25 protein-coding genes and 1 pseudogene are annotated in these 25961 nt (G+C 50.0%); 13 read left to right on the forward strand and 13 right to left on the reverse strand.

All coding sequences use genetic code 11. The features are described 5' to 3' along the window. The 5 genes from C7B82_RS32830 to psb27 form a co-directional block, all read left to right on the forward strand. On the forward strand, positions 1-217 hold a 217-nt coding region (locus C7B82_RS32830), incomplete at its 5' end, for a hypothetical protein (protein ID WP_219904758.1). Then, positions 198-1124, forward strand: coding sequence for a phosphate ABC transporter permease subunit PstC (gene pstC, locus C7B82_RS29040; protein ID WP_245940150.1), 927 nt, complete (start codon positions 198-200; stop codon positions 1122-1124). The genes C7B82_RS32830 and pstC, both read left to right, overlap by 20 nt. A 102-nt stretch (positions 1125-1226) precedes the next feature. Continuing rightward, on the forward strand, positions 1227-2165 hold the full coding sequence (gene pstA / locus C7B82_RS29045) for a phosphate ABC transporter permease PstA (RefSeq protein WP_106260616.1): 939 nt from the start codon (positions 1227-1229) through the stop codon (positions 2163-2165). Between the two features lie 164 nt (positions 2166-2329). Further along, a complete protein-coding gene (gene pstB / locus C7B82_RS29050; RefSeq protein WP_106260617.1) occupies positions 2330-3139 on the forward strand; it encodes a phosphate ABC transporter ATP-binding protein PstB in 810 nt (269 codons plus the stop codon). 269 nt (positions 3140-3408) lie between these two features. After that, positions 3409-3816 (forward strand): photosystem II protein Psb27, encoded by a 408-nt coding sequence (gene psb27 / locus C7B82_RS29055; protein ID WP_106260619.1) that lies wholly within the window; start codon positions 3409-3411, stop codon positions 3814-3816. An 86-nt stretch (positions 3817-3902) separates the two neighbouring features. Here the strand turns inward: psb27 and C7B82_RS29060 are convergent, their stop codons facing one another. Continuing rightward, positions 3903-4961 carry an adenosine deaminase gene (locus C7B82_RS29060; protein WP_106260621.1) on the reverse strand — a complete coding sequence of 353 codons (1059 nt, stop codon included), beginning with the start codon at positions 4959-4961 and terminating at the stop codon, positions 3903-3905. 249 nt (positions 4962-5210) lie between these two features. Here C7B82_RS29060 and C7B82_RS29065 point away from each other — a divergent pair, with 249 nt between their 5' ends. Both C7B82_RS29065 and C7B82_RS29070 read left to right on the forward strand, forming a co-directional pair. Beyond that, entirely contained in the window at positions 5211-6569 is a 1359-nt protein-coding gene (locus C7B82_RS29065) for an adenylosuccinate synthase (protein ID WP_106260622.1), read from the forward strand. 98 nt (positions 6570-6667) lie between these two features. After that, entirely contained in the window at positions 6668-7291 is a 624-nt protein-coding gene (locus C7B82_RS29070) for a 50S ribosomal protein L25/general stress protein Ctc (protein WP_106260624.1), read from the forward strand. A gap of 112 nt (positions 7292-7403) precedes the next feature. On the opposite strand, the gene trpB is transcribed toward C7B82_RS29070, so the two are convergent. Together trpB and fba are read right to left on the reverse strand one after the other, a co-directional pair. Beyond that, positions 7404-8660 (reverse strand): tryptophan synthase subunit beta, encoded by a 1257-nt coding sequence (gene trpB / locus C7B82_RS29075; RefSeq protein WP_219904759.1) that lies wholly within the window; start codon positions 8658-8660, stop codon positions 7404-7406. Between the two features lie 154 nt (positions 8661-8814). Next, positions 8815-9894 (reverse strand): class II fructose-bisphosphate aldolase, encoded by a 1080-nt coding sequence (gene fba / locus C7B82_RS29080; protein ID WP_106260626.1) that lies wholly within the window; start codon positions 9892-9894, stop codon positions 8815-8817. 487 nt (positions 9895-10381) lie between these two features. Here fba and C7B82_RS29085 point away from each other — a divergent pair, with 487 nt between their 5' ends. Next, the gene (locus tag C7B82_RS29085) at positions 10382-12448 is read left to right on the forward strand and encodes a S9 family peptidase (RefSeq protein WP_106260627.1); all 2067 of its coding nucleotides are present in this window, start codon (positions 10382-10384) and stop codon (positions 12446-12448) included. A 52-nt stretch (positions 12449-12500) separates the two neighbouring features. Here C7B82_RS29085 and C7B82_RS29090 read toward each other — a convergent pair whose 3' ends face one another. Beyond that, entirely contained in the window at positions 12501-12716 is a 216-nt protein-coding gene (locus C7B82_RS29090; protein WP_106260629.1) for an Hfq-related RNA-binding protein, read from the reverse strand. Between the two features lie 167 nt (positions 12717-12883). Between C7B82_RS29090 and dapF the strand changes: the two genes are divergently transcribed. Next, a complete protein-coding gene (dapF, locus tag C7B82_RS29095; RefSeq protein WP_106260630.1) occupies positions 12884-13720 on the forward strand; it encodes a diaminopimelate epimerase in 837 nt (278 codons plus the stop codon). Positions 13721-13833: 113 nt separating this feature from the next. Here the strand turns inward: dapF and C7B82_RS29100 are convergent, their stop codons facing one another. Beyond that, positions 13834-14175, reverse strand: coding sequence for a transposase (locus C7B82_RS29100; RefSeq protein WP_219904760.1), 342 nt, complete (start codon positions 14173-14175; stop codon positions 13834-13836). Between the two features lie 660 nt (positions 14176-14835). Here C7B82_RS29100 and C7B82_RS32835 point away from each other — a divergent pair. Beyond that, positions 14836-16485, forward strand: a complete 1650-nt coding sequence (locus C7B82_RS32835; RefSeq protein WP_181357759.1) for a TIR domain-containing protein — start codon at positions 14836-14838, stop codon at positions 16483-16485. Positions 16486-16522: 37 nt separating this feature from the next. On the opposite strand, the gene C7B82_RS32840 is transcribed toward C7B82_RS32835, so the two are convergent. Next, positions 16523-16696, reverse strand: a complete 174-nt coding sequence (locus C7B82_RS32840) for a hypothetical protein (RefSeq protein ID WP_181357760.1) — start codon at positions 16694-16696, stop codon at positions 16523-16525. 144 nt (positions 16697-16840) lie between these two features. Here C7B82_RS32840 and C7B82_RS34865 point away from each other — a divergent pair. Then, positions 16841-16918: pseudogene (locus C7B82_RS34865) on the forward strand (hypothetical protein); the annotation flags it as partial. Positions 16919-16932: 14 nt separating this feature from the next. On the opposite strand, the gene C7B82_RS32845 reads toward C7B82_RS34865, so the two are convergent. Together C7B82_RS32845 and C7B82_RS29115 are read right to left on the reverse strand one after the other, a co-directional pair. Further along, positions 16933-17085, reverse strand: a complete 153-nt coding sequence (locus tag C7B82_RS32845; protein ID WP_181357771.1) for a hypothetical protein — start codon at positions 17083-17085, stop codon at positions 16933-16935. Between the two features lie 115 nt (positions 17086-17200). Continuing rightward, positions 17201-17809 (reverse strand): DUF3172 domain-containing protein, encoded by a 609-nt coding sequence (locus tag C7B82_RS29115; RefSeq protein ID WP_106260633.1) that lies wholly within the window; start codon positions 17807-17809, stop codon positions 17201-17203. A 240-nt stretch (positions 17810-18049) separates the two neighbouring features. Between C7B82_RS29115 and C7B82_RS29120 the strand changes: the two genes are divergently transcribed. After that, complete coding sequence (locus tag C7B82_RS29120; protein ID WP_106260635.1) at positions 18050-18877, forward strand: ABC transporter permease; 828 nt, start codon at positions 18050-18052, stop codon at positions 18875-18877. 295 nt (positions 18878-19172) lie between these two features. Here C7B82_RS29120 and dnaA read toward each other — a convergent pair whose 3' ends face one another. From dnaA to C7B82_RS29145, 5 genes are all read right to left on the reverse strand, one after another. Then, a complete protein-coding gene (dnaA, locus tag C7B82_RS29125; protein WP_425443684.1) occupies positions 19173-20579 on the reverse strand; it encodes a chromosomal replication initiator protein DnaA in 1407 nt (468 codons plus the stop codon). 477 nt (positions 20580-21056) lie between these two features. After that, positions 21057-21509: an ATP-binding protein gene (locus C7B82_RS29130; RefSeq protein WP_106260636.1), complete on the reverse strand. Its 453-nt coding sequence runs from the start codon at positions 21507-21509 to the stop codon at positions 21057-21059. 3 nt (positions 21510-21512) lie between these two features. Beyond that, a complete protein-coding gene (locus C7B82_RS29135) occupies positions 21513-23210 on the reverse strand; it encodes a SpoIIE family protein phosphatase (RefSeq protein ID WP_106260782.1) in 1698 nt (565 codons plus the stop codon). 163 nt (positions 23211-23373) lie between these two features. After that, the gene (locus C7B82_RS29140; protein WP_106260638.1) at positions 23374-24024 is read right to left on the reverse strand and encodes a chromophore lyase CpcT/CpeT; all 651 of its coding nucleotides are present in this window, start codon (positions 24022-24024) and stop codon (positions 23374-23376) included. 72 nt (positions 24025-24096) lie between these two features. After that, entirely contained in the window at positions 24097-25044 is a 948-nt protein-coding gene (locus C7B82_RS29145) for a GDSL-type esterase/lipase family protein (protein WP_106260640.1), read from the reverse strand. Positions 25045-25579: 535 nt separating this feature from the next. On the opposite strand from C7B82_RS29145, the gene C7B82_RS29150 reads away from it, so the two are divergent. After that, positions 25580-25771 (forward strand): hypothetical protein, encoded by a 192-nt coding sequence (locus C7B82_RS29150; RefSeq protein WP_106260784.1) that lies wholly within the window; start codon positions 25580-25582, stop codon positions 25769-25771. Positions 25772-25961 lie beyond the last annotated feature (190 nt).

The following is a 25961-nucleotide window of genomic DNA, read 5'->3' on the forward strand; positions in this document are numbered from 1 at the left end:
TGGCGGTTTACGACAGCCGATGCACGCATCAAACTACAGCGACTTTACCCATCAACTGAAAATTGACAGACCACTAGCTCTAGACATCAGCTTCTCTCTTTTATTGGTGCCAAACCTGTTTCAGGCTTTCTGCGATCGCTTGTTTGACTTTATTACTGAGTTGGTTATATATGGCTTCAACAAATCAGCCTTCTCCTATGGCTTGGCAGCGCTCTAAAACATCGCGCTGGATTGATCAGGGTTTTGTTTGGGTTACGGCAGCCTTCGGCATTGGGGTTGCCTTGATACTGCTGGTGATCGCCTTGAGAGTGGGGACTGATGCTATTCCAGCGATTCAGAAGTTTGGTCTCGGCTTTTTGACTACCAGTCGTTGGAGCGTCAACGACGAGGTTTTTGGTGCTCTCACACAGATTTATGGCACTTTGGTGACATCGTTTATGGCGCTTTTGCTTGCGGTGCCGATCGGCATTGGTGTTGCCCTGTTTCTGAGTGAAGACTTTCTGCCACAGCGTATCCAACAGCCGATCGTGTTTCTCGTTGAGCTGCTGGCTGCGATCCCTAGTGTGGTCTATGGGTTGTGGGCCATCTTTGTGCTGATTCCCATTTTGAAGCCGATCGGTGATGGGCTCAATAGTACCTTAGGATGGCTTCCAATCTTCAGCACAGCACCATCGGGACCTGGCATTTATGTGGCGGGTATCATCCTTTCAATCATGATCCTGCCTATTATTGCTGCGATTTCCCGCGATGCCTTAACAGCGGTGCCTGCAGAATTGCGACAAGCAGCCTACGGGTTGGGTGCAACCCGCTGGGAAACCATCTTTCAGATTATGCTGCCTGCTGCCTTCTCTGGCATTGTTGGTGGCATCATGCTGGCGCTAGGACGAGCCATGGGTGAGACGATGGCAGTCACGATGGTGATCGGTAATTCTGACACAATCAAGTCAGCTTCAATTTTGTCCCAAGGCTCGACTGTGGCTTCGCTTCTGGCCAACCAGTTCGCTGAAGCGGGTGGACTGCAAGTAGCTTCACTGATGTATGCAGCGCTTGTACTGTTTGCCTTGACGCTGGTTGTGAATGTTTTAGCTGAGATTATCGTGCGTCGCTTTAGCTTGAAGCTTTAGTGCGAGCCGTCAAAGGTTTTGGAATCAGATCTGCCTCAGTTTGATCTGAAGTAATGGGGCTAACGGAATCAATCGGTTGATAGGAGTTGAGAAAAGCTTAAGATGACGAATCCAGACTTGGCGAATGACCCTTTAGCAGAGCGTAATATGAGGCGCGCTCCAACGTCACCCCGGACGTTGTTTTCGTCGGTGATGACCGTCGTTGCCTGTGTCTGTGCCGCTATTGCCCTCGTTCCCTTAGTGGCAGTGCTTTCTTACGTGCTGATTAATGGCTTTGCACGGTTAGGTCCGGCTCTGTTCGTTCAGCTACCGCCTGCTCCTGGTCTTGCGGGTGGCGGCTTTGGTAATGCCTTTCTTGGTACCCTGACGACTGTCGGTATCTCTGCTGCTCTCAGTATTCCGTTTGGCGTGATGGCCGCCATCTACCTTTCGGAATTTGCCAGAGGCACGAAACTGGCAGATGTAATTGACTTTTTCACGAATGTTCTGAGTGGTGTGCCCTCGATCGTCGTTGGGGCTTTTGCCTACTCGCTGGTGGTGCTGGCAACGGGTCGGTTCTCAGCAGTGGCTGGCGGTATCGCGCTGTCGGTGCTCATGTTGCCGACGATCGTGCGAACATCAGCGGAAGCGTTAGAAGCCGTGTCCAATGACTATCGGCAGGCAGCGGTTGGGCTTGGCGCAACACGGATTCAAACAACGTTGCAGATTGTTCTACCCGCGGCGATTCCATCCATCTTGACCGGGGTCATGCTAGCAGTGGCTCGTGCTGCGGGTGAAACTGCGCCTGTTCTCTTCACTGCCTCTTTTAGTCGTTACTGGAATTCGGGCTTGAGCTTAAATCCGGTCAATGTGAATCCTGCTACCTACCTCACGAACGGTATTTGGGAGCCAACCGCTACAATGTCAAGGTTGGTGTTTGACTTTGCAACGGCTCCTTACAAAAACCAACAAGAGCTTGCGTGGGCTGGTTCGCTAGTGCTTGTGGCGTTAGTTTTGATCACTAGTATTCTTTCTCGGTGGATCACAAAACGGCGCAAGTAACGTGTAAGAAAGCAGACAATTCTTGGCTACAGCAATGTTGATGTGTTGAAAGTCTGCGATCGTCATTCTTGATTACTCCTCACCGTTTTGACGACGCTGTAACGCTTTAATTTTAGTGACTTCAAGTCTTATTGAAACAGTAACCACTCACCCCATCTAGATGTATGACGACGAACATGCAGAGCACCGCCCGCCAGACTGAGACCATCTTTCGCACTCAAGATCTCAATATTTACTACGGTAATTTTCTGGCAGTGAAGGATGTCTCAATCGAGATTGCAAAGAACAGCATTACGGCCTTTATTGGTCCCTCTGGCTGCGGCAAGAGCACGGTGCTCCGGTGCTTTAATCGCTTAAACGACCTTATTAAAACCTTTCATATTGACGGCAAGATCTTTTACCGGGATCAGGATCTTTACGCACCAGAAATTGACCCTGTAGAAGTACGACGCCAGATTGGGATGGTATTTCAAAAGCCGAATCCCTTTCCCAAGTCCATCTATGAAAATATTGCGTTTGGCCCTCGTCTGGTTGGCTATAAGGGCGATATGGATGAACTGGTAGAACGTGCGCTCAAGCAAGCCGCCCTTTGGGAAGACGTGAAGGATAAGCTTAATGCAATGGGGACTGATTTGTCGGGTGGACAGCAGCAGCGTCTCTGTATTGCTCGTGCTGTAGCGGTACAGCCTGATGTCATTTTGATGGATGAGCCGTGTGCGGCTCTTGACCCTATTTCTACCCTGAAGGTTGAGGATTTGCTGCAAGAGTTGAAAGAACGCTACACGATCGTGATTGTGACCCACAACATGCAGCAGGCATCGCGTGCATCAGATTTCACCGCCTTCTATAACGTTGAGGCGAATGCGAAAGGGCAGCGCACAGGCTACATCGTAGAATACGATCGTACTGAAGTCATCTTTCAGACTCCTCAGCATCAAGCAACGCAAGAGTATGTTAGCGGTCGCTTCGGTTAAGACAAGCTCAAAAAACAGCTCAAAGAACCACGTTTCAGGGAGTCATTAGCAAGCAGCCCTGATGCTTCAGTAAGGTTTGATGACTGGTTGCTGTTTCACCATGTAACGGCATGCCTGAATCAGGCTTGGAGTCGGTTTTATTGAATTACCCAAAGACAGCGCACCCTTCCGAAGGCCTATGATCCCTGCGCCTGATCGCGGTAGGATAAGTGATGTCTGCCACTTTAAAAGAAGGCTGAAACGTTATTTACTCCTCTTCGCGAATGCTTATGAAGCGCTATCTATCAAGCTTTTTTTCCTTAGTCCTAGTCGTTTTGATCGGCTTGATGGGATTTGCCCCAGCCGCAAGAGCAGCCACAGCCCTGAGTGGAGACTATCGTCAGGATACGGCAGCAGTAGTTGATGCTCTGAGAACCTCCATTCAGCTACCGGATGATGCTCCTGACCGGAGCGCATTGCAAACAGAAGCCCGTCAGTTGATCAACGATTTCACGGCGCGCTACAGACGTAACGGGTCTGTGGCAAAACTGACGTCTTACACTACCATGCGAACAGCATTAAATTCGCTGGCAGGTCACTATAGCTCGTATCCAAATCGCCCTGTGCCTCAAAAGTTGCGCGATCGACTAGAGCAAGAGTTTAAGCAGATTGAGCTTTCCTTAAGCCGGGGTTCGTAATTCTAGTTTTGTTCTTGCTTGAAACGGCCTGAGAGAAGCGTGAGCCACGGATTCTTTCAGGCCGTTTTTTGGCGCTTAATTTGTCTTTAACGCTGAGCGATCTCATAGGCGTTAGCACTGTCTCTGTCGGATTCAACTTTAAGCAAGCCATTGAGCAATGAAGCCGGACGCTGTTGGTAGGGCCATGCAAAGGCATGACGGAAAGCAGCATCCTGGCAGGCTTGCAGTTGCTCGAAATCGATAATGTTGTGAGTCAGCAGGTTTTCATACTCAAATGGCAGACGGACATTGTGTAGACCAGCGTTATCAGTGCAGATGGCAATGTCAACACCGGCATCAAAGCAGCGATCGAACACAAGCTTCAACTGCGAAATGTCGTCCAGAGTCCCCGTTTGTAAATAGGTTGTCGGACAGACTTCGAGGCATTGTCCGCGTTCGGCCACTTCTTTCAGCAAGTGGGGATGCTCTAACGGAATCTGGATGCCGTGCCCAATCCGCATCAGGTAAGGCAGTAGTTCGGGATAGGCGCCATCTCTCGTTTCATAAAGGTGCCCGGTGGTCTTCAGCCCCAACGAGCGCGCATACGCATACAGCTCGACAAACTCGTCCAGACGTTCGCCATAGTGGTTGTCGCCGCCTGCCACATCGATCGCGCAGACATACTCTCGTGATTGTGCTGCTAGATCGACGATCGCCCGGTTGACCGCGTAGGGTAAGCGAGAGTGCATACACAGAATTTGGCTGGTGACAATGGGGTATTCGTTGAGCTGACTCGCTTTACCTACGATCGCAACAATCTCTGCCATCAAATCAATCCGCTGCGATTGCGTCAGATGATCAGGCGTTCTTAGGAAGGGCGTATAGCGTAACTCCAGATAAGCCAAATTTTCAAAAATATAAGCGCCCCGCACGAGGCGGTAGATAAAGTAGGGCAACGCCTCTGCTGTTTGAACTGATTCCACCAATGTATGCAATTCTAAATATTCATCTAGAGTGCTGCGAGGACGGGTGTAAAAATCTTCAAACTCAGGGTAAGCAGGAAAACGTTGCGCCAGGTCAGAATCATTACGTTGTAAATACCGCCACAAAATCCGGGGGACAACAGAGCCTCCGAGGTGACGGTGTAGTTCAGCGTATAAAGCCACAAGCACCTCTTCAGGAATAAATTAAAGGGGTCAGAACGAAGTCAGTGGAAAAACAGTGGACCACAAAAACCATTTGTGATATCCTAGCGGACTCATTGAAGTCGAGCCATCTTGAAGCCTCAGCAAACTAAATTCAGCCATCTCGCTGAGTGTTGCGGATCACTATTCTTTTAGTCTTTAGCATTGACACCCGTGTACGCAGATGGTGATAATGAATGTTTGTGCAAACTCTCGTACTGATCAAAACTCTTGGCTAACGTTGTTGTCATCGGTGCCCAGTGGGGCGATGAAGGTAAAGGAAAGATCACGGATCTGCTTAGCAAGTCGGCAGATGTTGTTGTTCGCTACCAGGGTGGTGTGAACGCAGGGCATACCGTTGTTGTAGATGATCAGATTTTTAAGCTGCATCTGATCCCTTCAGGCATTCTTTATCCCGATACGGAATGCATTATTGGCTCTGGCACTGTGATTGACCCTAACGTGTTGATCAGGGAGTTGGATCAGCTGGAGACGCTCAACGTTTCTACCCGCAATCTGTTGATTTCAGAGACCGCCCACGTGACGATGCCGTATCATCGGCTCATTGACCAGGCATCGGAAGAACGTCGAGGCGATCATAAAATCGGTACGACTGGACGGGGCATTGGTCCCACCTATGCCGATAAATCCGAACGCACAGGCATTCGGGTGATTGACCTGATGGATCCTGATTCTCTGCGGAAGAAGCTGCGCTGGACGGTGGAATACAAGAACGTCATTCTAGAAAAGCTTTACGAGTTGCCGCCGCTAGAACCGGATGCCATTATTGCCGAGTATCTGGAATACGCCGATCGCCTTCGTCCACATGTCATTGACAGCTCTCTTCGGATCTACGATGCCATCCAGCGCAAACGCAACATCCTCTTTGAAGGTGCACAGGGCACTCTACTTGATTTGGATCATGGTACGTATCCCTATGTCACCTCATCCAACCCAGTAGCTGGCGGTGCTTGTGTCGGTACAGGGGTTGGCCCTACGATGATCGATCGGGTGATCGGGGTGGCGAAAGCTTACACAACCCGTGTTGGCGAAGGCCCCTTCCCGACCGAACTTCATGGCACAATGGGGGAGCTGTTGTGCGATCGCGGGGCAGAGTTCGGTACCACTACTGGACGTAAGCGTCGCTGTGGCTGGTTTGACGCGGTGATTGGTCGTTATGCTGTTCGCATTAACGGGCTTGACTGTCTGGCAATCACTAAGCTCGACGTGCTGGATGAACTGGAGGAAATTAAAATCTGCGTCGCTTACGAAGTGGATGGCGCAACCTGCTATGACTTCCCCAGCAACTCGCGCAAATTCGCTCGCTGTCAACCGATTTACAAAACGGTGCCTGGCTGGAAACAGTCTACCGCTGACTGTCGATCGCTGAATGATTTACCTCAGCAGGCGCTAGACTACCTCAAAGTTTTGGCAGAGCTGATGGAGGTGCCCATTGCGATCGTCTCCCTCGGTGCCAGCCGCGATCAGACTATTATTGTTGAAGACCCCATTCATGGTCCCAAACGCGCATTGTTGTACACCAATGGCGCAACGCCGACTGACGCGCAAATGTATACGCTAGAAGTTTGAATTTGAAACGCTAAGGATGAAGGCCAAAGGATAAAAATCCGTTACTTGGCCTTCATCCTTTAGCCTTTAGCCTTTCCCTTTACTCCCCTTGACTCACTATGGAACTTACGCTTGAATGTCAAACTCGCCCTGCTGGTAGCAAGGCAAATGCCCTCCGTCGTGCTGGCTTAATTCCCGCTGTGCTCTACGGTCACAAAGGCGCAGAATCGGTTTCGTTGACGGTTCCAGCCAAGAAGGCTGAACTGTTAGTACGCGATGCTTCAGTAAACAATACGCTCATTCAGGTAAACGTGCCTGAACTGCCCTGGAAGGGTAAGGCTCTGCTGCGAGAAGTGCATTCTCATCCCTGGCGCGGCTATGTCTATCACCTGAGCTTTTTCTCAGTTGGTTCTCAAGATTCACTGGATGTGGATGTGCCCATCCATCTGGTTGGCGAAGCGGCAGGCGTGAAAAATAGTGGTGGTTCGATCGACCAGGGCTTGACCGAGCTACATGTTCGTTGCGCGCCCGATCTCATTCCAGAAGTCATTGAAATTGATGTGACTGATCTGGACGTTGGTGACTCACTCCACGTTCACGAGCTTTCTCTGCCTGAAGGTGTCGTAGCACTGGGCGAGCCCGATCGTGTGGTTGTTACCGTTCTATTGCCATCAAGTGCTGTTGCCGCCGAGGCAGCAGCAGAAGAAGCAGCGGCAGCAGCAGCCTCTACCTCTGGGGCTTAAATGCGTCAGATTGTACGACTCTTTTAAAAAAGGGCATCCATTCTGTAATGGATGCCCTTTTTAGTTATTAAAGCGTCAGACGACAGCACTTTGCAGCGTTCACCATCATCCATCAGGTGAAATTTAAGACTTTCGCTACTGTCTGTACATCTTTGTCGCCACGCCCAGAGCAGTTGATGACAATACGAGGATTGCCAGAAAGCTGAGGGCAGAGCATTTCAAGATAGGCGATCGCGTGTGCGGTTTCCAGCGCTGGAATAATGCCTTCTAGTTGCGATAACCGCTGAAAGGCTGCAAGGGCTTCTGCGTCGGTAATGCTGTAGTATTCCGCCCGACCTAAATCTTTGAGATAGCTGTGTTCCGGTCCTACACCGGGATAGTCCAAGCCGGCGCTGATGGAGTGCGCTTCTGTCACCTGACCATCGTCGTCTTGCAGCAGATAGCTCATGGCACCATGTAGTACACCCACTCGTCCTTGCGTTAGCGTTGCCGCGTGTTTTTCTGTATTTACACCTTCGCCTGCTGCCTCTACACCAATCAAGCGAATCGTTGGCTCGTTGATGAATTCATGAAACAGACCGATCGCGTTGGAACCACCGCCCACGCACGCCAGCAAAATATCAGGCAAACCGCCCCATTTTTCCTGACATTGAGCGCGCGTTTCTTGCCCAATCACGGCGTGGAAATCTCGCACAATCATGGGATAGGGGTGAGGTCCAGCGACGGAACCCAGAATGTAGTGTGTGTTTTCTACATTTGTCACCCAATCCCGAATCGCTTCGGAGGTTGCATCCTTCAACGTACCAGTACCGGCTGACACGGGCGACACCTCTGCACCCATAAGCCGCATCCGAAAGACGTTGAGCGCTTGCCGCTCCATGTCCTGGACGCCCATGTAGATGACACATTTCAGCCCAAAGCGCGCACAGACGGTTGCAGTAGCCACACCATGCTGCCCCGCACCTGTCTCCGCGATCACGCGCTGTTTACCCATGCGCTTTGCCAACAATACCTGCGCCAGCGCATTGTTAATCTTATGAGCGCCCGTATGGTTCAAGTCTTCGCGCTTCAGATAAATTTGCGCCCCTGAACCATCGGGTCGTGCGTAGTGGGTAGTCAGCCGTTCGGCAAAATAGAGCGGACTGGGTCGCCCCACATAATCACGCAAAAGCCCCTGCAGTTCCTGCTGAAAGTCGGGATCGGTGCGGTACTGGTAAAACGCTGTCTCCAATTCACTCAAGGCAGGCATTAAGGTTTCGGGAACATACTTGCCACCGAATTTGCCAAACCGCCCAAGTGCATCAGGACGATTATGAGGTAAAGCGTTTGTCGTTTGCAGAAGACTGGCGGGGCGGGGCGTCGTAGTCACAAGCCTATAAGAATATGGAACATCCCTTATTATACGTCTGGGACTGTTAGGCTTTCAGCTGATGGCATAGATTGCACCTGTGCAAAAAAGAGAAAAACCGGGGTAGCGTTGGCTACCCCGGTTCTTTTCGTTAGCGGATCGTCAGGCAGGAGGGTTATACACCGACAGCCTTCTTCGTCACAGCCGCTAGTTCGCCTTTGGCGTACTTAGCGGCGTATTCATCCAAGCCGATTTGCTTGATCTTGCTGGCGTTGCCAGCGGTACCAAATTGCTGGTAGCGATCGGCGCAGACTTTTTGCATATACTTGATCGAAGGCTTCAGGAAGTGACGGGGATCGAACTCCTTGGGATCCTTCGCCAACGCTTCGCGCACTGCAGCGGTTATTGCCAAACGGTTGTCGGTGTCAATGTTGACTTTCCGCACACCGCTCTTGATCCCCTTCTGAATTTCTTCAACGGGAACACCGTAGGTTTCAGGAATGGCACCACCGTACTGGTTGATGATTGCAATCAGGTCTTCGGGTACAGAAGAGGAGCCGTGCATCACCAGGTGGGTATTAGGCAGACGGCGGTGGATTTCTTCGATCCGGCTGATTGCCAAAATTTCGCCTGTGGGTTTGCGGGTGAACTTGTAAGCGCCGTGGCTGGTGCCGATCGCCACAGCCAGAGCATCCACCTGGGTTTGCTCCACGAATTCGACCGCTTCATCGGGATCGGTCAACAGTTGGTCGTGAGAGAGCGCACCCTCAAAGCCATGACCATCTTCTGCTTCGCCTTTACCGGTTTCTAAAGAACCCAGGCAACCTAATTCACCTTCGACGCTAACGCCGATCGCGTGAGCCACCTTGACCACTTCACGAGTCGTGTTGACGTTGTATTCGAAGCTAGCCGGAGTCTTAGCATCTGCCTCCAAGGAACCGTCCATCATGACGCTGCTGAAGCCGTTCTTCATGGCAGAGTAGCAGGTAGAGGGGGCATTACCGTGATCCTGGTGCATCACGATGGGAATGCCAGGATAGGTCTCGATCGCAGCCAAAATCAGGTGACGGAGGAAGTTCTCACCAGCGTACGTGCGTGCACCACGAGACGCTTGCAAGATCACAGGGCTATCGGTTTCATGAGCAGCATTCATGATTGCACGAATCTGCTCCATATTATTGACGTTATAGGCAGGGATGCCGTAGCCATTCTCTGCTGCGTGATCGAGCAGCAGCCGCAGTGGTACGAGCGCCATAGACAGTCCTCCTGGTTATTGGTGATTAGCTTTTATAGTTCAGCTTAATTCTTACGATAATCTTAAGATACTTTTTGCTCCACATTGATCAAGATCTGACAGTTTAAGCCCAATTATGAGTATAAATCACTATTTAATTTACTTATGAGTCGCCATACTTCGGGTAAGTCAGGCAATAACTTGTTTGCTTGATCGCCGACTTCTCCAGAGAAGCGAATCCCGCCTAAACTTTTCTCCTAAGCTGGAAAGAGAACTGTTGCAAAAAGGGCGTTGCAACATTGCCTCCTTGCTCTTAATTTGAGGCAGAGTATGCAGTGATGTGATTGATCGCCTGCAGTACGGACGTTTTGGACATTATGCCAAATGCTCTTATAGCCCTTGCAGCGTTTCCTCACCTTGTTAAACCCTCTGCGACTCTAGTTTTAGTCGGCTGTTCCCTGTTAGCCTACAGTTCCGTCACTTAACCAAGCTCTGAATCAACTGAACGATGGATCAAAATAGCACCGTGACTCCAATTGCATCACTACCACTCGCTGACAAACAGCCAAAGACTTTATCACTGCATGGGGACGATCGCGTCGACGACTACTTTTGGTTGCGTTACCGCGATGATCCTAAAACGATCGCCTACCTCGAAGCGGAGAACGCCTACACCGAAGCGATGATGGCGCATACAGAAGCGCTACAAACGACGTTATATGACGAGATGCTTGCCCGCATCCAAGAAACAGATCTGTCAGTGCCCTACCGCAAGGGTAATTATTATTATTACTCCCGTACAGAAACAGGCAAGGCGTATCCTATCTACTGCCGCAAAGCTGGCACTTTAGACGCACCGGAAGCCTTACTCCTAGACCAGAACGCCCTGGCAGAAGGACATGCGTTCTTTGATTTAGGTCTGTTTGCGGTGAGTCCTAATCACCAGATTCTGGCGTACTCAGTTGATACAACTGGGTCTGAGCGTTATACCCTATTGTTTTTGAATCTGGCGACAGGGCAGCTTTATCCAGAGACGATTCTCGAAACAGGCTATGGGTTTGCGTGGGGTAACGATAACCAAACCGTGTTTTATACGTTGGTGGATGAAGCCAATCGTCCGTTTAAGCTGCTGCGACATCATCTAGGAAGTGCGGTTAGTGATGATGAATTGGTCTACCACGAAACGGATGAGTTCTACTACCTCACTGTGGGTAAAACGCGCAGCGATGCCTACATTCTGTTAGAGCTGCAGAGCAAAATTACCTCCGAAATCCACTACCTGGATGCTAACCAACCAGAGGGTAAGTTTCAGGTCGTTCAGCCACGATCGCCGGGGATCGAATATCAGGTTGAGCATCACAGCGATTCGTTCTACATCGTGACCAACGATGGCGCGCTCAATTTTAAGCTGATGCAAACGCCTGTGACGGCTCCTGCGAAAGACCACTGGCGTCTAGTCATTCCTCATCGTGACGCGGTGCTGCTGGAGGGTGTGAGTGCCTTTGCGAAGCATCTGGTGATCTATGAACGCGAGGCTGGGCTACCGACGATTCGCGTGCGTCAGCTTGCCAGTGGTGAGGAGCACTACATCGATTTTCCCGATCCAACTTACGACGTTGATGAGGGCAGCAACCCAGAGTTTGATACCGAAACGTTGCGATTCAACTACGCGTCTCTTGTCACACCCCGATCGGTCTTCGATTACAACCTGGAAACTCAAGAGCGGGAATTGAAGAAAGAAACGCCGGTGCTGGGTGGATACGATCGCCATCAGTACGCCAGCGAACGTCTGCTAGCAAAGGCAAGTGATGGTACGCAGGTACCGATTTCGATCGTGTACAAGAAAGGGGTGGCGAAAAATGGCGCTAATCCGTTGCTGCTCACTGGTTATGGCTCCTATGGCTTCAGCTATCCAGCCACGTTTTCATCCACTCGCTTATCGCTGTTAGAACGCGGTGCTGTGGTCGCGATCGCCCATATTCGTGGTGGTTCAGAAATGGGTCGTCAGTGGTACGAAGACGGAAAATTCCTTAAAAAGAAAAATACGTTCACTGACTTCATTGCCTGCAGTGAGCATCTCATCGCGCAGGGGTGGACATCGGCTGCACATCTAGCGATTCAGGGCGGTAGCGCAGGCGGCCTGCTGATGGGTGCAGTGATTAACTTACGTCCTGATTTGTTCAAAGCGGTTGTCGCACACGTCCCGTTTGTGGATGTGGTGACCACCATTTTGGACGATCATTTACCGCTTTCCGTCATCGAGCGGGAAGAATGGGGCGACCCAAACGACAAGACGTTCTACGCTTACATGAAGTCGTACTCGCCCTACGACAACGTCGAAGCGAAGGGCTATCCCAATCTGTTGATTACAGGGGGGTTAAACGACTCTCGCGTGGCGTACTGGGAGCCTGCGAAGTGGACGGCAAAGCTGCGATCGCTCAAGACTGACCAAAACTGTCTGTTGCTCAAAACCAACATGGGCGCTGGACATGGCGGTGCCTCAGGGCGGTACGATAGCCTAAAAGAGACCGCCTTTGAGTATGCGTTCCTTGTGGATCAGTGGGGGCTAGCTTAAAAGCACAGGCTCAACAGGATCGTTCAACCGAAGCTGCTGCTTGAAGGTCAGCTTAGGGTCTAGGCTTGAGATAGACGATCGCTTGCCGCCAAACAATGGTGCTTTGGTCATACTGATCGACCATCGCCAGACAATCGCTATCTTGCCAACGGACCTTCCCAGCCAACAAATCACCTGTCACAAGCTTGAGCTCAACCTCTGTCTCTTCCCGAATCAGATTCTGAATCTGACGTACGCTTGGTAGCCCGGTTTCTAGTTCAATCGCCATCGTAGTTATCCTTGCTTCTAAAGGCTAAGGGCTAAAGGCTAAAACGGAAATCAGAAAGTTCACAACTCCTGACTTTTTATCCTTTATCCTTCATCACTGATCATTTTCTTTTCCCCTTCTATCATTCCGCACCTGAGTCTTTTTCACACCACACATTTGCAGAATCTATGGCAATGGAATTCACCAAATACCACGGTTTGGGTAACGACTTCATTCTGATCGATAACCGTGCCTCAACAGAACCGCGTCTCACGCCAGAGGACGCCATCCAGTGGTGCGATCGGCATTTTGGCATCGGTGCAGATGGCGTGATCTTCGCTTTGCCAGGACAAGACGGCACCGATTACACCATGCGCATCTTCAACAACGACGGCTCTGAGCCTGAAATGTGCGGCAACGGCATTCGCTGTCTTGCCAAGTTTATTGCCGAGCTAGAGGGCCTTACGGCACCCCAGGCATACAAAATCCACACGCTGGGCGGACTAATTACACCCAAACTGGAAGCGAATGGCTTGGTCACGGTCGATATGGGCGAACCTCGTTTGCTGGCAGCCGAAATTCCCACAACGCTGACGGGAGCTGACGAAAAAGTGGTGAATCAACCGCTGGAGGTCGCCGGAAAAACCTGGCAAGTCACCTGCGTTAACATGGGCAATCCTCACTGCGTCACTTTTGTAGACGATGTAGACGCGATTCCGCTGGAAACCCTGGGTTCTCAGTTTGAATGTCATTCCGTTTTTCTCAAGAAGATCAATACCGAGTTCATTCAGGTGGTGCGATCGGATTACCTGAAAATGCGCGTCTGGGAACGAGGCGCTGGGATTACCCTGGCATGCGGTACAGGTGCATGTGCTTCACTGGTTGCGGGCGTGCTAAATGGTCTGTGCGATCGGCGCGCGACGGTTGAACTTCCCGGTGGCCCCTTGCAAATTGAATGGTCTGAAACGGACGATCGCCTCTATATGACAGGTCCCGCAGAGAAAGCGTTTGTGGGGACACGGTGAGGTGGAGCGATTTGCTAGGAGCCACTATGCGATCGCACAATAGTTGGCTGGTTGGTAAGGAGCGTTTCTAGAGCCTGTGCTGCTTGAACGCGAGCGTCTCGCTCGCACTGTTTTCAATGGAAGAGATGACTCCAAGCATAGGGATAGACTTCTGAAGGTTTAACAAGATAAGCTGCCACTGGATTTTGATCGATAGATGTCACAGTGGAGTGGAAATGACGATCGCTCAAAATGAGCCTGTCATGGCGACCATCTTGCCATAAGCCGATGTGAGGCATCACAAGTGGAACTTGCCTTGCACTGAAGCCTTTAATACTATGCAAGATGCTGCCGATCGTCCAAAATTTTCCTGTATCTTTTAGCCACGGTTGAATTAACAAATTCACGTGGTCGAGCATAATAACACCCGCAAAAATGGTGTACCGCTCCCCATGAAAATATTGACAAGCTTCCATTACAACCTGCTGTGCTGCAAAAGTTAGCTCCAGCCGTTCCCAGGTACAAAAGGTAACAAAATAGATCGAGCATATAACCGATCGACAACCAGCCAGAACGGTGCCTTTATCCTCATAAAATTCCCATCAACTCATCGCAAGCGATCGTCTTTCTTCCCCACACCTGCCAACGACTTAACATCTCAGCCACCCTTGCTTTTGCTCGCTGATGCATCTTGACTTATCCTCCTGTTCCTCCTTTTTGGGTCAAGTTCACTGCTAACTGGGCAAAGCGACTCAACCAGGATACAGCTCGTTCAGGACGAGTAATGCTGCCTCACCTTTCATTGCATGAGTTCCGAAGCTCTACAGAAGCTTGCAGCTTATCTACCCACAGGAAAGCTAATATGCGACAATTACCGCTTATTGTCGCTTCTGAGGGGATAAGAAGGTAGGAAGTCTGCTTATCTCTTGTTATCAGGTGTTTGCACGGCACAGCTAGTTCGATAAATTGGTATAGCGTAAAGTTCTTAATGGAACGAGAACAAGAAGTAGGCTTTCAAACTTTCGGCGGGGTGATTGGTACTAGCTCCTTGATCTCGCTGAGTGGGCGCTAGGATATAGATGTGTAAATCACAATTTAGCACCTAGTAAAACTGTTTTCTAGAAGGTTTTGCTCAAATGCAGGCTGACAAATTGACAAAAAATCAGAAGAGTCTCTTGAACTGGGTGGTTCAAGAAGTTCGGGCTGGGAAATTAGATGAAGAAGAAATCTGGATTACTTGGAGTTTCAATGGAACAAGTATTGTGAATTATGAAGGTCACGCCCCTGAAATAAAAACAATTACTCTCGATGCAATGCAAGAAAGCGGCTATCTTATTTGCGATCGTAGTCGAGAGCATCAATATAAATGTGCTTTGACTAATCGAGCTTATGAGATGGTTGACTCTGAGTTTAGTCGTATGAATAAAATTAAAATTCTGTTTTTTGCAGCCGATCCAAGTGATGTTACCCGGCTACGCTTAGGGCAAGAATTACGAGATATTAGAGAAAAGCTACAGCTTTCTAAGCAAAGAGATAGTTTTGTACTCGATTCACGAGAATCTGTTCGCCCAGGAGATATAACTCAAGCGATTCATGATGTTGCTCCTCAGATTGTTCATTTCTCTGGGCATGGCGCAAATACAGGCGAATTATGTTTTGAAAATGTTTTAGGAAAGGCGCAGTTAGTAGAACCTGACGCATTAGCCGATCTTTTTGAATTAATTGCTGAAGAAGTTAGCTGCGTGGTCTTAAATGCTTGTTATTCAGAAACTCAAGCTAAAGCTATTTCAAAGCATATCCCTTTCGTTGTGGGGATGAATACAGCGATTGGAGACAAGGCTGCAATTACATTTGCTGTTGGTTTTTATAAAGCACTAGGAGCAGGTCGTTCATTCGAAAAAGCCTATAAATTTGCTCAAGTAGAGATGAAATTAGAGGGGATTTCAGAAAATCTTACCCCTGTTCTTTATATAAAAGATGATATAAGTTCTCCAGTTATGGCAGCGGAAACTCTCCAGCAGTCACAAGCTTTACTTACCCAAGTGCCTACATCTTCAAAAGAAGGTCAGAGTAGTAACCTTGAAGAAGTGCTTTTGGCGTATTCTTCAGAAATCGTTACTCTTGAAGAGGCTATAAAAAGATTTGATGTGGCACCCATTATTAAACATTATGGCACTTGGGCTGTAACCACCTATGGAGTGGAATGCCTTTCCACATACTACTCAATTGAGATGAGTAGAGTTGATGAACTGGATTGGCTTGACCATATGCAGAGCAAAATTTGGACAAATATGCCTGATTTTGCAGGAGCATTATCATATGCGCGTGAGTTGAGCAAAATTCGACAGAGCTTTTCCATCTCTGGTAAAAACCTAAAAGTTTTTTTGTGTCATGGCAATGAAGATAAGCCTGCGGTGCGGCAAATCTATTACCGACTTTTAGCCTCTGGTATTGAGCCTTGGCTAGATGAAGAAAATTTGTTGCCTGGACAAGATAGGAAATACGAAATTACAAGAGCAGTTCGTGCAAGTGATGTAGTTATAGTTTGTTTATCGAGCAGCTCAGTTAGTAAGTCTGGTTTTGTTCAGAAGGAAATTAAATATGCTCTTGACGTAGCTGATGAAAAGCCTGAAGGCTCTATTTTCCTCATACCCGCAAAACTAGAAGAATGCTCGCTTCCTGATCAACTGAGTGGAAAACACTGGGTAGACCTTTTTCAAAAGCAAGGTTTTGATCGTTTGATCAGGTCTTTACAGGCTTGTGTTGCTCGCCAGCAACAACCTTAAGCAACGACATTTGAACTAAAGCTCACTGCCGCTCAGTTCAGCCATTACATTTACTGCCTACTGGGTTAAGCACAATACTCTCCATCACAAAGACAAGCGATCGCGTTGGCTCAACGTTCTGATATTTTTTGTGGTAGTTGTGATCAAAACGCCAGACTCTCCGCTTTAGCTCAGCGTTGTACTCAAACCATTTGCGAACGCAATTGCTCATTGCTGTGAAGGAAAGAAGGCTGTGTTAAACAAAACGACACTTGAACAACGGCTGTAACGCTTGGAACAGCCGTTGCTGTTCAGCACAAGCTTGAAGAGAAGCCAGCCTCTATGGGCAACATTGACGCAGAGAAACAGCTTAGTAGTGGAGATCCCGAATGCTCAGTTGCAGTTAACCGAGGGGCAAACCTTTCGGCGCGAGAATCCGGCTCCTGGGATTGCAGTTGTTGAAGTGAGTCAGAGTGCTGTCAACACAGTGCGCGTGACGGTGACTGGAGTGGATGACTTGCCAGACGAAACCGTTGTGCAGAGCCAGTCTGGGCTGTTACATCGCGCGTATATGATCCAGCCCATAACGTCAAACACCCAGTCGCCCGTTGGCGTTGTCACGACTTGGCTGATGACGTTTCTCTACACCAAGCGAAGTGTAATTTTCTCCCCACCAAGAAATCGATTGAGTTGGTCGCGGGAAAACCGCTCACTGTGTTCCGAGAAAGGGGTCAAATTAATATTTCTGGTTCTCTGGTTTTGGCGCTCCGCCTGTGCCCTGTTGATCCAGGAAGAGGTTTTTGGCAGCATCATTCTGATAAATACAGTCAATCTTGGGCGATCGCTCCAAGGCATCCGTAAACCCGAAGGTATTCATGCGGTTTTTGCAGTCACGCACCTGTTCAGACTTAACCAAGCCTTTTTGCTCTAAGATCGACCAGTTATTGGTACGCAGCACGCATCCCGGTTGGGTGCTGGGCTGAGAGACATACACATTGAGTGGATTCAGCGTGACAAAAACGCGGGTATCCATTGTGATGGCGGCGGAACCAAACTGAGCACAGAGTTCAGCGTTGGGTGCTCGTTGACTCAGGTCAAGGTCAGTCACAATTTTGCCTGCACCAGAACTTGAAACCGAGCTAAAGCCAAGACCAATGCCAATACCGAGGATGAAAACACCTGCCAGCACTGCCAGAGCGGTTGCGTTAAAAAGAGACGCGATCGTTCCTTTTGCAGGCTTTTGCTTGGGGGCATCGGTCGCAGCATAGCTATCGTAATCACGATCGTAGTCGCGATCGACATCACGGTCGTAGCTAGAGCCTGAGTTCCTGGATTTACGTTTCATAGTCATCTGACCCGGTTTGGAAAGCGTTAAAAAAGTGCCCTTCTTTTCTCAGTATGCCGCTAATGGGATGCGGTCTGAACAGAGAGAATTTTAGTGTTCTCTGGGCCTCACCTTAGCGTATTCTCACCCTCAACAGCAACAAGGAGCCTACAGGCGATCGTCCCGTATCTCCGACTCCAAAGCCGTCGCAGAAGCAAGCAAAGTGTCACAATAGTTGAGCGCTATCGATTAGTTAAGCTTGTGAGCCTTCAAACACGACTGCCGATCCATAAGTTTTCTTCAAGTTCTACGCTACAGACACTGTGGAGCGATTGCTTGACTGTTTTTTGGGGTGATTGGCTGGACTTACGCGTCCGGTTGGTGCAAGTGATCGCTTCTGGACTAGTGTCGCCATTAATTTACATCGTAGGTTTTGGTTTGGGCCTGGGGAGCGCGATGGATACGGCGATGAAGCCCTCGGCTGGAGCCAATTACCTACAGTTTATTCTGCCAGGTATGGTGGCGCTGTCATCAATGGTCATCAGCTTTGGTGGTACGACCTTTTCGATCTGCGGCGATCGCCTTTTTACCAAAACCTTTGAAGAAATGCTGTTAATGCCTGTGCATCCGCTAGCACTGCATCTTGGCAAGATGATGGCAGGCATCGTGCGAGGGATGCTAACAGCCGGATCGGTGATCTTGGTTGCTATTCTCTGCACGGGTAAGGTGTGGAGCTTTCTGAATCCACTTTTTCTGCTGGTGCTACTGCTCAACTGTGCGGTCTTTTCAGCGCTCGGCGTGATTGTTGGCTTAAATGTCAAGTCCCTGGAGAGCGTGGGCATCTACAACAACTTTGTAATCGTGCCGATGTCGTTCTTGGGAGCAACCTTTTTTGACCCCGTGACGCTGCCGATCGCTCTGAAAGTTATTGTGTATCTGCTACCGCTCACTTACACCAGTCTGGGTCTACGGGCAGCAGCCTACCTGCCGCTTGCGCAGTTCCCCTGGTACGTTATTCCAGTGCTATTAGTGTCAGCGATCGTGCTGTCGGCGATCGGGGCGCGTCAGTTTTCGACTCAGCAAGATTGAGTAGCTAATAGCGGTCAGCTATCAGCTGTTAGCTTTAAATTTCACACTGGCTACTCATCTTACTGAGTTCGGTTGCTTGAAGACTACTGACCCTAGTTAACTGACAAAACATTCGTTGCTGGCGGTTGAAACTGCGCCTACAAGAGCAAAGTCTGCCTCCGCAGACTGAAACAGGATAGCTTTAACCCGCCTCAGCGGGTTTTGTTTCTGTAGCAGCAGTTTCAACCGCCGGGAGGAAAAGATTTGCTGATGACGGCTGATAGCTGATGGCTGATAGCTGATGGCTGACCGCTCTTTACTTCCGCGTTTGACTAGCGTGGTTAATCCGATCGCCCAACTGCCGTAGCGTTTGCGCCATGCTGGGATCATTTTCTTTGAGCTGAGCGATTTTGTCGCAGCTATACATAACAGTGGTATGGTCTTTGCCGCCGAACTCTTCGCCAATTTTGGGCAAGCTCAGGTCGGTGTGGTGCCGCATCAGGTACATGCCGATTTGGCGGGCGACGCTGATTTCGCGACGACGAGAGCTGCCTTTCAAGTCGTCTACAGAGACATCAAAGGTTTCGGCGATCGCTAGAATCACGGCTTCTGGTGAGGCTTCGACTTTCTCTACCGGGGGATTGAGCACTGGAGAAATATTCTCCACCGTCATGGGCAGCCCCGAAATAGAGATATAGGCAACTGCCCGAATCAGCGCCCCTTCCAGTTCGCGAATGTTGTTGGTGTAGCTAGACGCGATGTATTCAATGACTTCGCGGGGTAAACGCATATTTTCATATTCTGCTTTCTTTTGCAGAATGGCCATACGCGTTTCCAGGTCAGGAGGCTGAATGTCAGCGATTAAACCCATTGAGAAGCGAGAACACAGCCGTTCCTGAAGTCGCGGGATCTGGTTGGGTGGGCGATCGGAGGCCAGCACGACCTGCTTCCCGGTCTCATGCAAGGTATTGAAGGTGTGAAAAAACTCTTCTTGCGTATATTCCTTCCCTTCAATGAACTGGATGTCATCGACCAGCAGTACATCAACGGCGCGATACCGCTCCTGAAAGCTCTGCCGACTGTCCTTACGAATGGCGGTAATCAGATCATTAGTGAACTGCTCGGTAGAGACGTAGACAATGCGCGAGGTGGAGCAAATTTCTAACCGATAATGCCCGATCGCTTGCATCAGGTGCGTTTTGCCTAGCCCAACCCCACCACACAGAAAGAGAGGATTGAACTCTCGTCCAGGCGATTCTGCGACTGCCAGTGAGGCTGCGTGAGCCATGCGGTTATTGGAGCCGACGACTAACCGCGAGAACACGTATTTAGAGTTCAAATCACTCCGCGCACCGTTGCTACTGGAGGTGCTAGCGACTGCTTGAGGCTCTGGTGGCGCGTCTGAAAGGTTTGCCTGAGACGGCAGCGGCCAGAACATGTCTGGATTATCGGTGGTGGCATCGTCACCTTGCGCGATCGTAATGTGAATGTCGATCGGGTGTCCCACGACTTCCTGCACCACTTCGGCGATCGTCTTGATGTAGTACTTCTGGAGCCAATTACGCGCAAAGGGATTAGGGGTGCGAATGACCAGACAATTGTCATCCAACTGCTCTGCGACTGCCGTTTTAATCCAGGTTTCAAAGGTAGGGCGACTGAGCTGAATCTGCAACCGTTCCAGCACCTGTGTCCAAAGGTTTTCAAGCGTAATTTCGACCACCAACCGTTACCCCTTGCCAATGAATGGCGACATGAGACAAAGTGAACCGGAGATTCCGAATCCCTTGCCTGGGCTGCAATCATTGCACTGCCCTAAAATCGTTGTCCTGACCTAAGAAGATGCACCGAAATTAGATTAATCGCAAGTCTAAAATGAGCAAATTGATCATCTGCTCAGACCGTCAGATTTAGCAATGTAGCTCTACATATAGCGTTTAGTTTAATCAGTTGATTTACTAGTAGCGTATCAGATCCTGCCTTAGGACGATCGTGCCCCGTTTTACGAGTCCGTCCTGACCGTCAGATGGAAGCACACGAACCCCGATCTGGCTACCCCTAACAGGAACAAAGTCAGAGTAGTCGAAGGCGAAAGCAGTCCCTCGATCGATTGGCAGAAGAGCAGTCTACCTGATTTTCCATAAGCGCGCGACTGCACTTAGACCATCTTTAGAATTTGGGTGAGGAGTTTTGAGTTTAGCCTTTAGCCTTTAGCCTTTCCCGCTTCCGCAGTCTGAACGGATTCAGGCAGGCTGGCTTCCATTTTGAGGCAGTTTTGTCCATCGACCTGAAGCTGATATTCGACACGATCCATCAGGCGATTCAAGATGAGCCAGCCGTAGCCGCCTTCTTGCATTAACTCTGGGGTGGGCTCCATGTAAGCAGCCACATCATAGCCAGTGCCGTGATCCCAAATTTCGAGGGCAATATCGCGTTCTTGCAATTCCAGCCGAATCAGCACGGGCAGTGCAGGCTGATCTTTGTGAGCATGACGCACCACGTTAGAGTATGCCTCGACCAGTACCAGCCGCAGACGATTCGATTGTCGGGGCCAATCGACGTGATTGCCCAGCTCGACTTCGAGACTGCCCAAGAGCCAATTTTCAACAATCGACAAAAACTTCAGGTCGCTAGGCACGTTAAGCTCAGTTCTCATCAACTACAGAACCTCCAGAGAGAGAATAGTCTGGTCGTCTTCTTGAATCGTATTGTGCGATCGAATCCGTGAAAGCAAATGGCTCAGATCCAGCGGTGCATGTTCTTGCATCAGCATTTGCCATAAGCCAGCCTGCTGCAGCATTGAGGTGACCGTTGGAGGTGTCCCTGCACTGCCATTACCAGCAGTAGCGATCGTTGCTTCTGTAATGCCATCGCTGGTCAACAGCATGACCTCGCCTGAATTCAGCTCCACACGACCGGACGCCGCTTTCCAGTTAGGTAAAATGCCCAACGGTACGCCGCGCACCTTCAGATAATGCGGTTCGACAACGGATGATCCCTCAGCAGCGACCTGAGCGGCGACGTTGCGACTCGACCACACTAGGGGATAGATGTGTCCAGCGTTTGCATAAACAAGCTGCCGGGTAGAGGGGTTGTAGCGTACCAGCACCATCGTGATGAAGCAGTTAGTGCTCACCAGATCCTCAGAAAGGCTGCGGTTTAAGTTTTGCATCACCAGATGTGGTTCGGGTGGTGATTCTTGAGAAAGCTCCCGCCGCAAGACTGAGATGGCGCTTGCCATAAAGAGCGCAGCAGGAACCCCTTTACCAGAGACATCGCCGACTGCCAACCAGATATCACCTTGAGGATGGGCATACACTTCAAAAAAGTCACCACCGACCTCACGAGCCGGGAAACAGCATGCCTGGACTTTCATCCCATCCAGATCGGGCAAGCTTTGGCGTAAGAGGTTGCCTTGAATCTGACGGGCCACAGCGAGCTCTGCCCGCATCTGCTCTGCCTGGTCTTGGGTGCGCTGATAAAGCTTTGCTTGCGACAGGGCAAGTGCTGCCTGGTCTGCCACACCTTGAATGAGCTCGATGTCTTCCACCGACCAGGGTTGATCGATCGCGTCACGATACAGTGAGAGCACCGCCAAAAACTCTTGCTGATAGACAAAGGGTACAACCAACTGAAAGCCCTTCTCAGAAACTGCTGGTGCCATCTGAATCTGACGCGTTTGCAAGGTCGCTTGAATGAGGGGATCATCCTGCGTGTCGCTTAGAGCCTGCTGCCCGTCTGGTTGTTCCTGCGTGCCTTTCTGATAGATGAATACCTCTGACATCAAGCGATCGCTCTCGACAGGACGCAGCACACAGTGGCTTGCAGCAAACGTTTGACCCAGCGTCTTGGCTACTGTATGCAGGATACTACCATAAGCCAATGATTCGCGAATCGCAGTGGTCATGGCATTAAAGAGCGATTCGCGCCGTAGAGCTCGTCGCAATTCGTTGGTGCGCTGCTTCAAAACCTGGTAGGTTTCGGCGGCCTGCTGCACCACCCCCTTCAATTGGTCAGGGTTCCATGGCTTTGTGATGTATTTAAATACTTTTCCAGCGTTGATGGCTTCTACTAAATCTTCGACATCGGTATAACCAGTCAACACGATGCGGATTGTGTCGGGGTAGCGATCGACCGTTTTACTCAGAAACTCTGTCCCCAGCATTTCGGGCATGCGCTGGTCTGAAATGATGATTGCCATTTCTCCCTGCTGCTCAAGGATTTGTAGTGCCGCGATCGCACTCTCAACCGCGATCACCTCAAAATCACGCCGAAACGTGCGATAAAGCAGCGCAAGGTTGTCTGGCTCGTCATCAACCACCATTAATTTGAGCTTAATCCCCATTCCTTGAGCCATGCGCATACTCCACTGTTAAGCACAAGGATACCCTTGCGCCAAACCTAGCCAACAAACTGCTAGCGATACCTCTTCACTAGAGTAAAGTACCGCGTCGGCGTTGGGCTGGATCAATTTGGGCGATACGGTCATAGGGACTTTATATGTAACGTCCCTATGACCCTCACAGCCTGCGGCGAAATTGATACGATTCTGCTTTCGCGCCCCACACTTGCCTGCCTGCCGCGTCGAAGCCTCGATCCCACGTGTCCATACCAGACTGACGCAACACGATATGGTTCTTGATCCTCACTGTGCCTCTTACATTAGCAGCGCAGCCATCGGCCGGTGTGTTACCAACATAGTCATCGCCGGAGTGTCGGAGGAAGACGTTGCAAACAACGGTACCCATGTCTTCAGGTTTTACGGTGCGATCGGCAGGTAGTTTGTTGCAGAAGTTAACCCACGCAGCAGGATGAGCCGGCTTGAACGCGCGCGATCGCACGCTCTGGCTCATAGGGCTGGCGCTAAGCTGCAAAAAGCGCTGCCGATACGGTTTTGTTAACTCGTCAGCCAGCGCTTGCTCTTGATAAAGCATGATCATTTTGCTCTGCAAGGCGTTTTCATCCTCTGCCAGCGGAACCCGGCACGACGTCATGCGGACATTCGAGACCTTGGGGTTCACACTTGCCTGAGCGGCTGTATCCATCACGCCCTCCAGCCGAGTAGCAACGGCTTCAACCTGCTGCTCCAAAGGCATCGGAGTGCCTGCAGGAGAACGCTGTACCATGATCAAAAGCAAAAGAGGCGTCAGCGCGATCGCGGCTCGGTACATCACAATCAATCACCTGAAAACAAAGCGCGTTGGTTCTTGTCAAGATGCTATTGCGATGAGGGAACAGATGGTTCACCCTCCCTGCGCAATCCAGTTATCTGCCTGCGCTAATTCAGCCTGCCAGGCCGCATAACCGTTCGCATTTAAGTGCAAACCATCTGTCGTCAACTCATGGCGCAGGTTGCCGTCTGCATCGGTGAATTGAGAATAGAGATCTAGAAAGATCGCCCCATCTTGTTTTGCGATCGCAGCCAGTCGTTGATTCAACCATCCAATACGGTTACCGGGAACCATTGTGGTTTTGGTGGGCAGAATGGATTGCACGATCACTTGAGCCTTTGGATGTGCTTGCTTTAGGCGGCGAACAATCAGGCGTAGATTCCACAAAATTTCGTTGTCGGTTGCGCCTTGCTTCAAGTCATTCACGCCAGCCATGACGTAAATCGCCTGAGGACGGGCAGCATCAAACGCTGGCAACCGTTGCAGAATGCCACTGGTGTTTTCTCCAGAAATCGCCTGATTGAGCCAGAGTTGTCCGGTGGGAAGGCGATTGCTCGGAAACCAGAGGCTCAGCGAATCTCCCACCATAATGGACAGGCGACGGTTGCCCTGCCCTCTAGTCGCGGCTTTTGCCTCTAACGCGAGTAGGGTGCGCCATTGCTTATAGCTAGGCTCGTTGGTTGCGCGTACCCAAATTTCACGGAAGCTATCGATCGGTAAGCGAGTGTAAAGCCGACCCGATCGAATGGCAGCAAAACGCTGCCAGTAAAGTTGGCTGCAAGAACTGGGCTGAGCCAGCATGGGCTGAGAAAATTCGGTCGCATCCTGCCTGGAGTCCGGTTGGACATTTGGCTTGAGCAATCTTTTAGGCTGGGATACGTCCCCTAATACTTGATCCCGATCAGAGCGTTTTGCCTTCTGGTCTAGCGCTATTAAAGCGTTTCGTGGCGGTGCATTGATAGCAGCCTGTTGGGATAAGCCCTTAGCCAATACGGTCGCCAACAGAGAAAGGTCAGTCATGATCGTTGCAAGAAACTCATGCTTTTCTAGTCACGATCGCCTGACTGAATCAGGAAAGTTTTTGGCAAAATTGGCGTCATTAAAGCAAAATTTGCTTTGAGGGTGCAGTATCACAGTGGTTCTGCTGATCGGACACGCGCTCAAGTGCTTTGAAGCAAGCATTTTAAGTCAAAGGCCTCAAACAGCTGATTGATGTGATGGCTGACGGTTGCGAGCGCACTTAGACAACCAGGTTCGACTCCCCAGACTCGGTTCCCCTAAAGGGTTTAGAACCCGCAAAAGCAGGTTTTTGGTGTGACTGCGGTTTTAGTCACCAAGCAGAGCGATGTGTTAGGTAGCCTTCAAACTGCAACCATAAATTTGTTTTACCCTCAAATATTTACGCTTTCGTCTCAACTAATGTGGCAAGCCACAGAGGTAAAATAAAAGCTCAATCAGTCTGTTTACGGCAGTCAGATGCAAACTGCGTTATGAATCTTTTTTGCCTCAAAGGGCTATAGCTTGCTGACATCTAATTTTGATACTGGAGCTCAAAATGACGATCAACTGTGCTGAAGCTTGTGTAAAGGGATGTGTACTGGGCGACCAATGCCCAAACCTCGAATATAAAGCTAAAGCCGCTAAATTTATTAGCGAAACCTCATTGGATCAAATATTAGAGATGGCAGAAAACGCTGTGCGGAAAAAGCGGATGGAACCACCTCAATGGATTCTACCTGAAGAGTAATATAGTTTAGTAGAAACATGCTTCAAAGGATTCAGGTTCAGTAAGAGCAGGTATAACACTCTCACTGAACCTGAACGTTTACAGCTCTTCTAATAGTTGCCAAACAGCTTAAAAACTTGCTAAGCGCAAAAACTGTTCCACCCAAAGGTACATCGCTGAAGTCGCTTAAACTGGCGACATCGCTACAACA

Origin of the sequence: Stenomitos frigidus ULC18 (assembly GCF_003003795.1) — a bacterium.
Taxonomy (GTDB): domain Bacteria; phylum Cyanobacteriota; class Cyanobacteriia; order Leptolyngbyales; family Leptolyngbyaceae; genus Stenomitos; species Stenomitos frigidus_A.

Coding starts and splice junctions, on each gene's coding strand:
- pstC (WP_245940150.1), top strand. CDS start 198: ATGGCTTGGCAGCGCTCTAAAACATCGCGCTGGATTGATCAGGGTTTT.
- pstA (WP_106260616.1), top strand. CDS start 1,227: ATGACGAATCCAGACTTGGCGAATGACCCTTTAGCAGAGCGTAATATG.
- pstB (WP_106260617.1), top strand. CDS start 2,330: ATGACGACGAACATGCAGAGCACCGCCCGCCAGACTGAGACCATCTTT.
- psb27 (WP_106260619.1), top strand. CDS start 3,409: ATGAAGCGCTATCTATCAAGCTTTTTTTCCTTAGTCCTAGTCGTTTTG.
- C7B82_RS29070 (WP_106260624.1), top strand. CDS start 6,668: ATGGAACTTACGCTTGAATGTCAAACTCGCCCTGCTGGTAGCAAGGCA.
- fba (WP_106260626.1), bottom strand. CDS start 9,894: ATGGCGCTCGTACCACTGCGGCTGCTGCTCGATCACGCAGCAGAGAAT.
- C7B82_RS29085 (WP_106260627.1), top strand. CDS start 10,382: ATGGATCAAAATAGCACCGTGACTCCAATTGCATCACTACCACTCGCT.
- C7B82_RS29090 (WP_106260629.1), bottom strand. CDS start 12,716: ATGGCGATTGAACTAGAAACCGGGCTACCAAGCGTACGTCAGATTCAG.
- dapF (WP_106260630.1), top strand. CDS start 12,884: ATGGCAATGGAATTCACCAAATACCACGGTTTGGGTAACGACTTCATT.
- C7B82_RS29100 (WP_219904760.1), bottom strand. CDS start 14,175: ATGGAAGCTTGTCAATATTTTCATGGGGAGCGGTACACCATTTTTGCG.
- C7B82_RS32835 (WP_181357759.1), top strand. CDS start 14,836: ATGCAGGCTGACAAATTGACAAAAAATCAGAAGAGTCTCTTGAACTGG.
- C7B82_RS32840 (WP_181357760.1), bottom strand. CDS start 16,696: ATGAGCAATTGCGTTCGCAAATGGTTTGAGTACAACGCTGAGCTAAAG.
- C7B82_RS29115 (WP_106260633.1), bottom strand. CDS start 17,809: ATGAAACGTAAATCCAGGAACTCAGGCTCTAGCTACGACCGTGATGTC.
- C7B82_RS29130 (WP_106260636.1), bottom strand. CDS start 21,509: ATGAGAACTGAGCTTAACGTGCCTAGCGACCTGAAGTTTTTGTCGATT.
- C7B82_RS29135 (WP_106260782.1), bottom strand. CDS start 23,210: ATGGCTCAAGGAATGGGGATTAAGCTCAAATTAATGGTGGTTGATGAC.
- C7B82_RS29140 (WP_106260638.1), bottom strand. CDS start 24,024: ATGTACCGAGCCGCGATCGCGCTGACGCCTCTTTTGCTTTTGATCATG.
- C7B82_RS29145 (WP_106260640.1), bottom strand. CDS start 25,044: ATGACTGACCTTTCTCTGTTGGCGACCGTATTGGCTAAGGGCTTATCC.
- C7B82_RS29150 (WP_106260784.1), top strand. CDS start 25,580: ATGACGATCAACTGTGCTGAAGCTTGTGTAAAGGGATGTGTACTGGGC.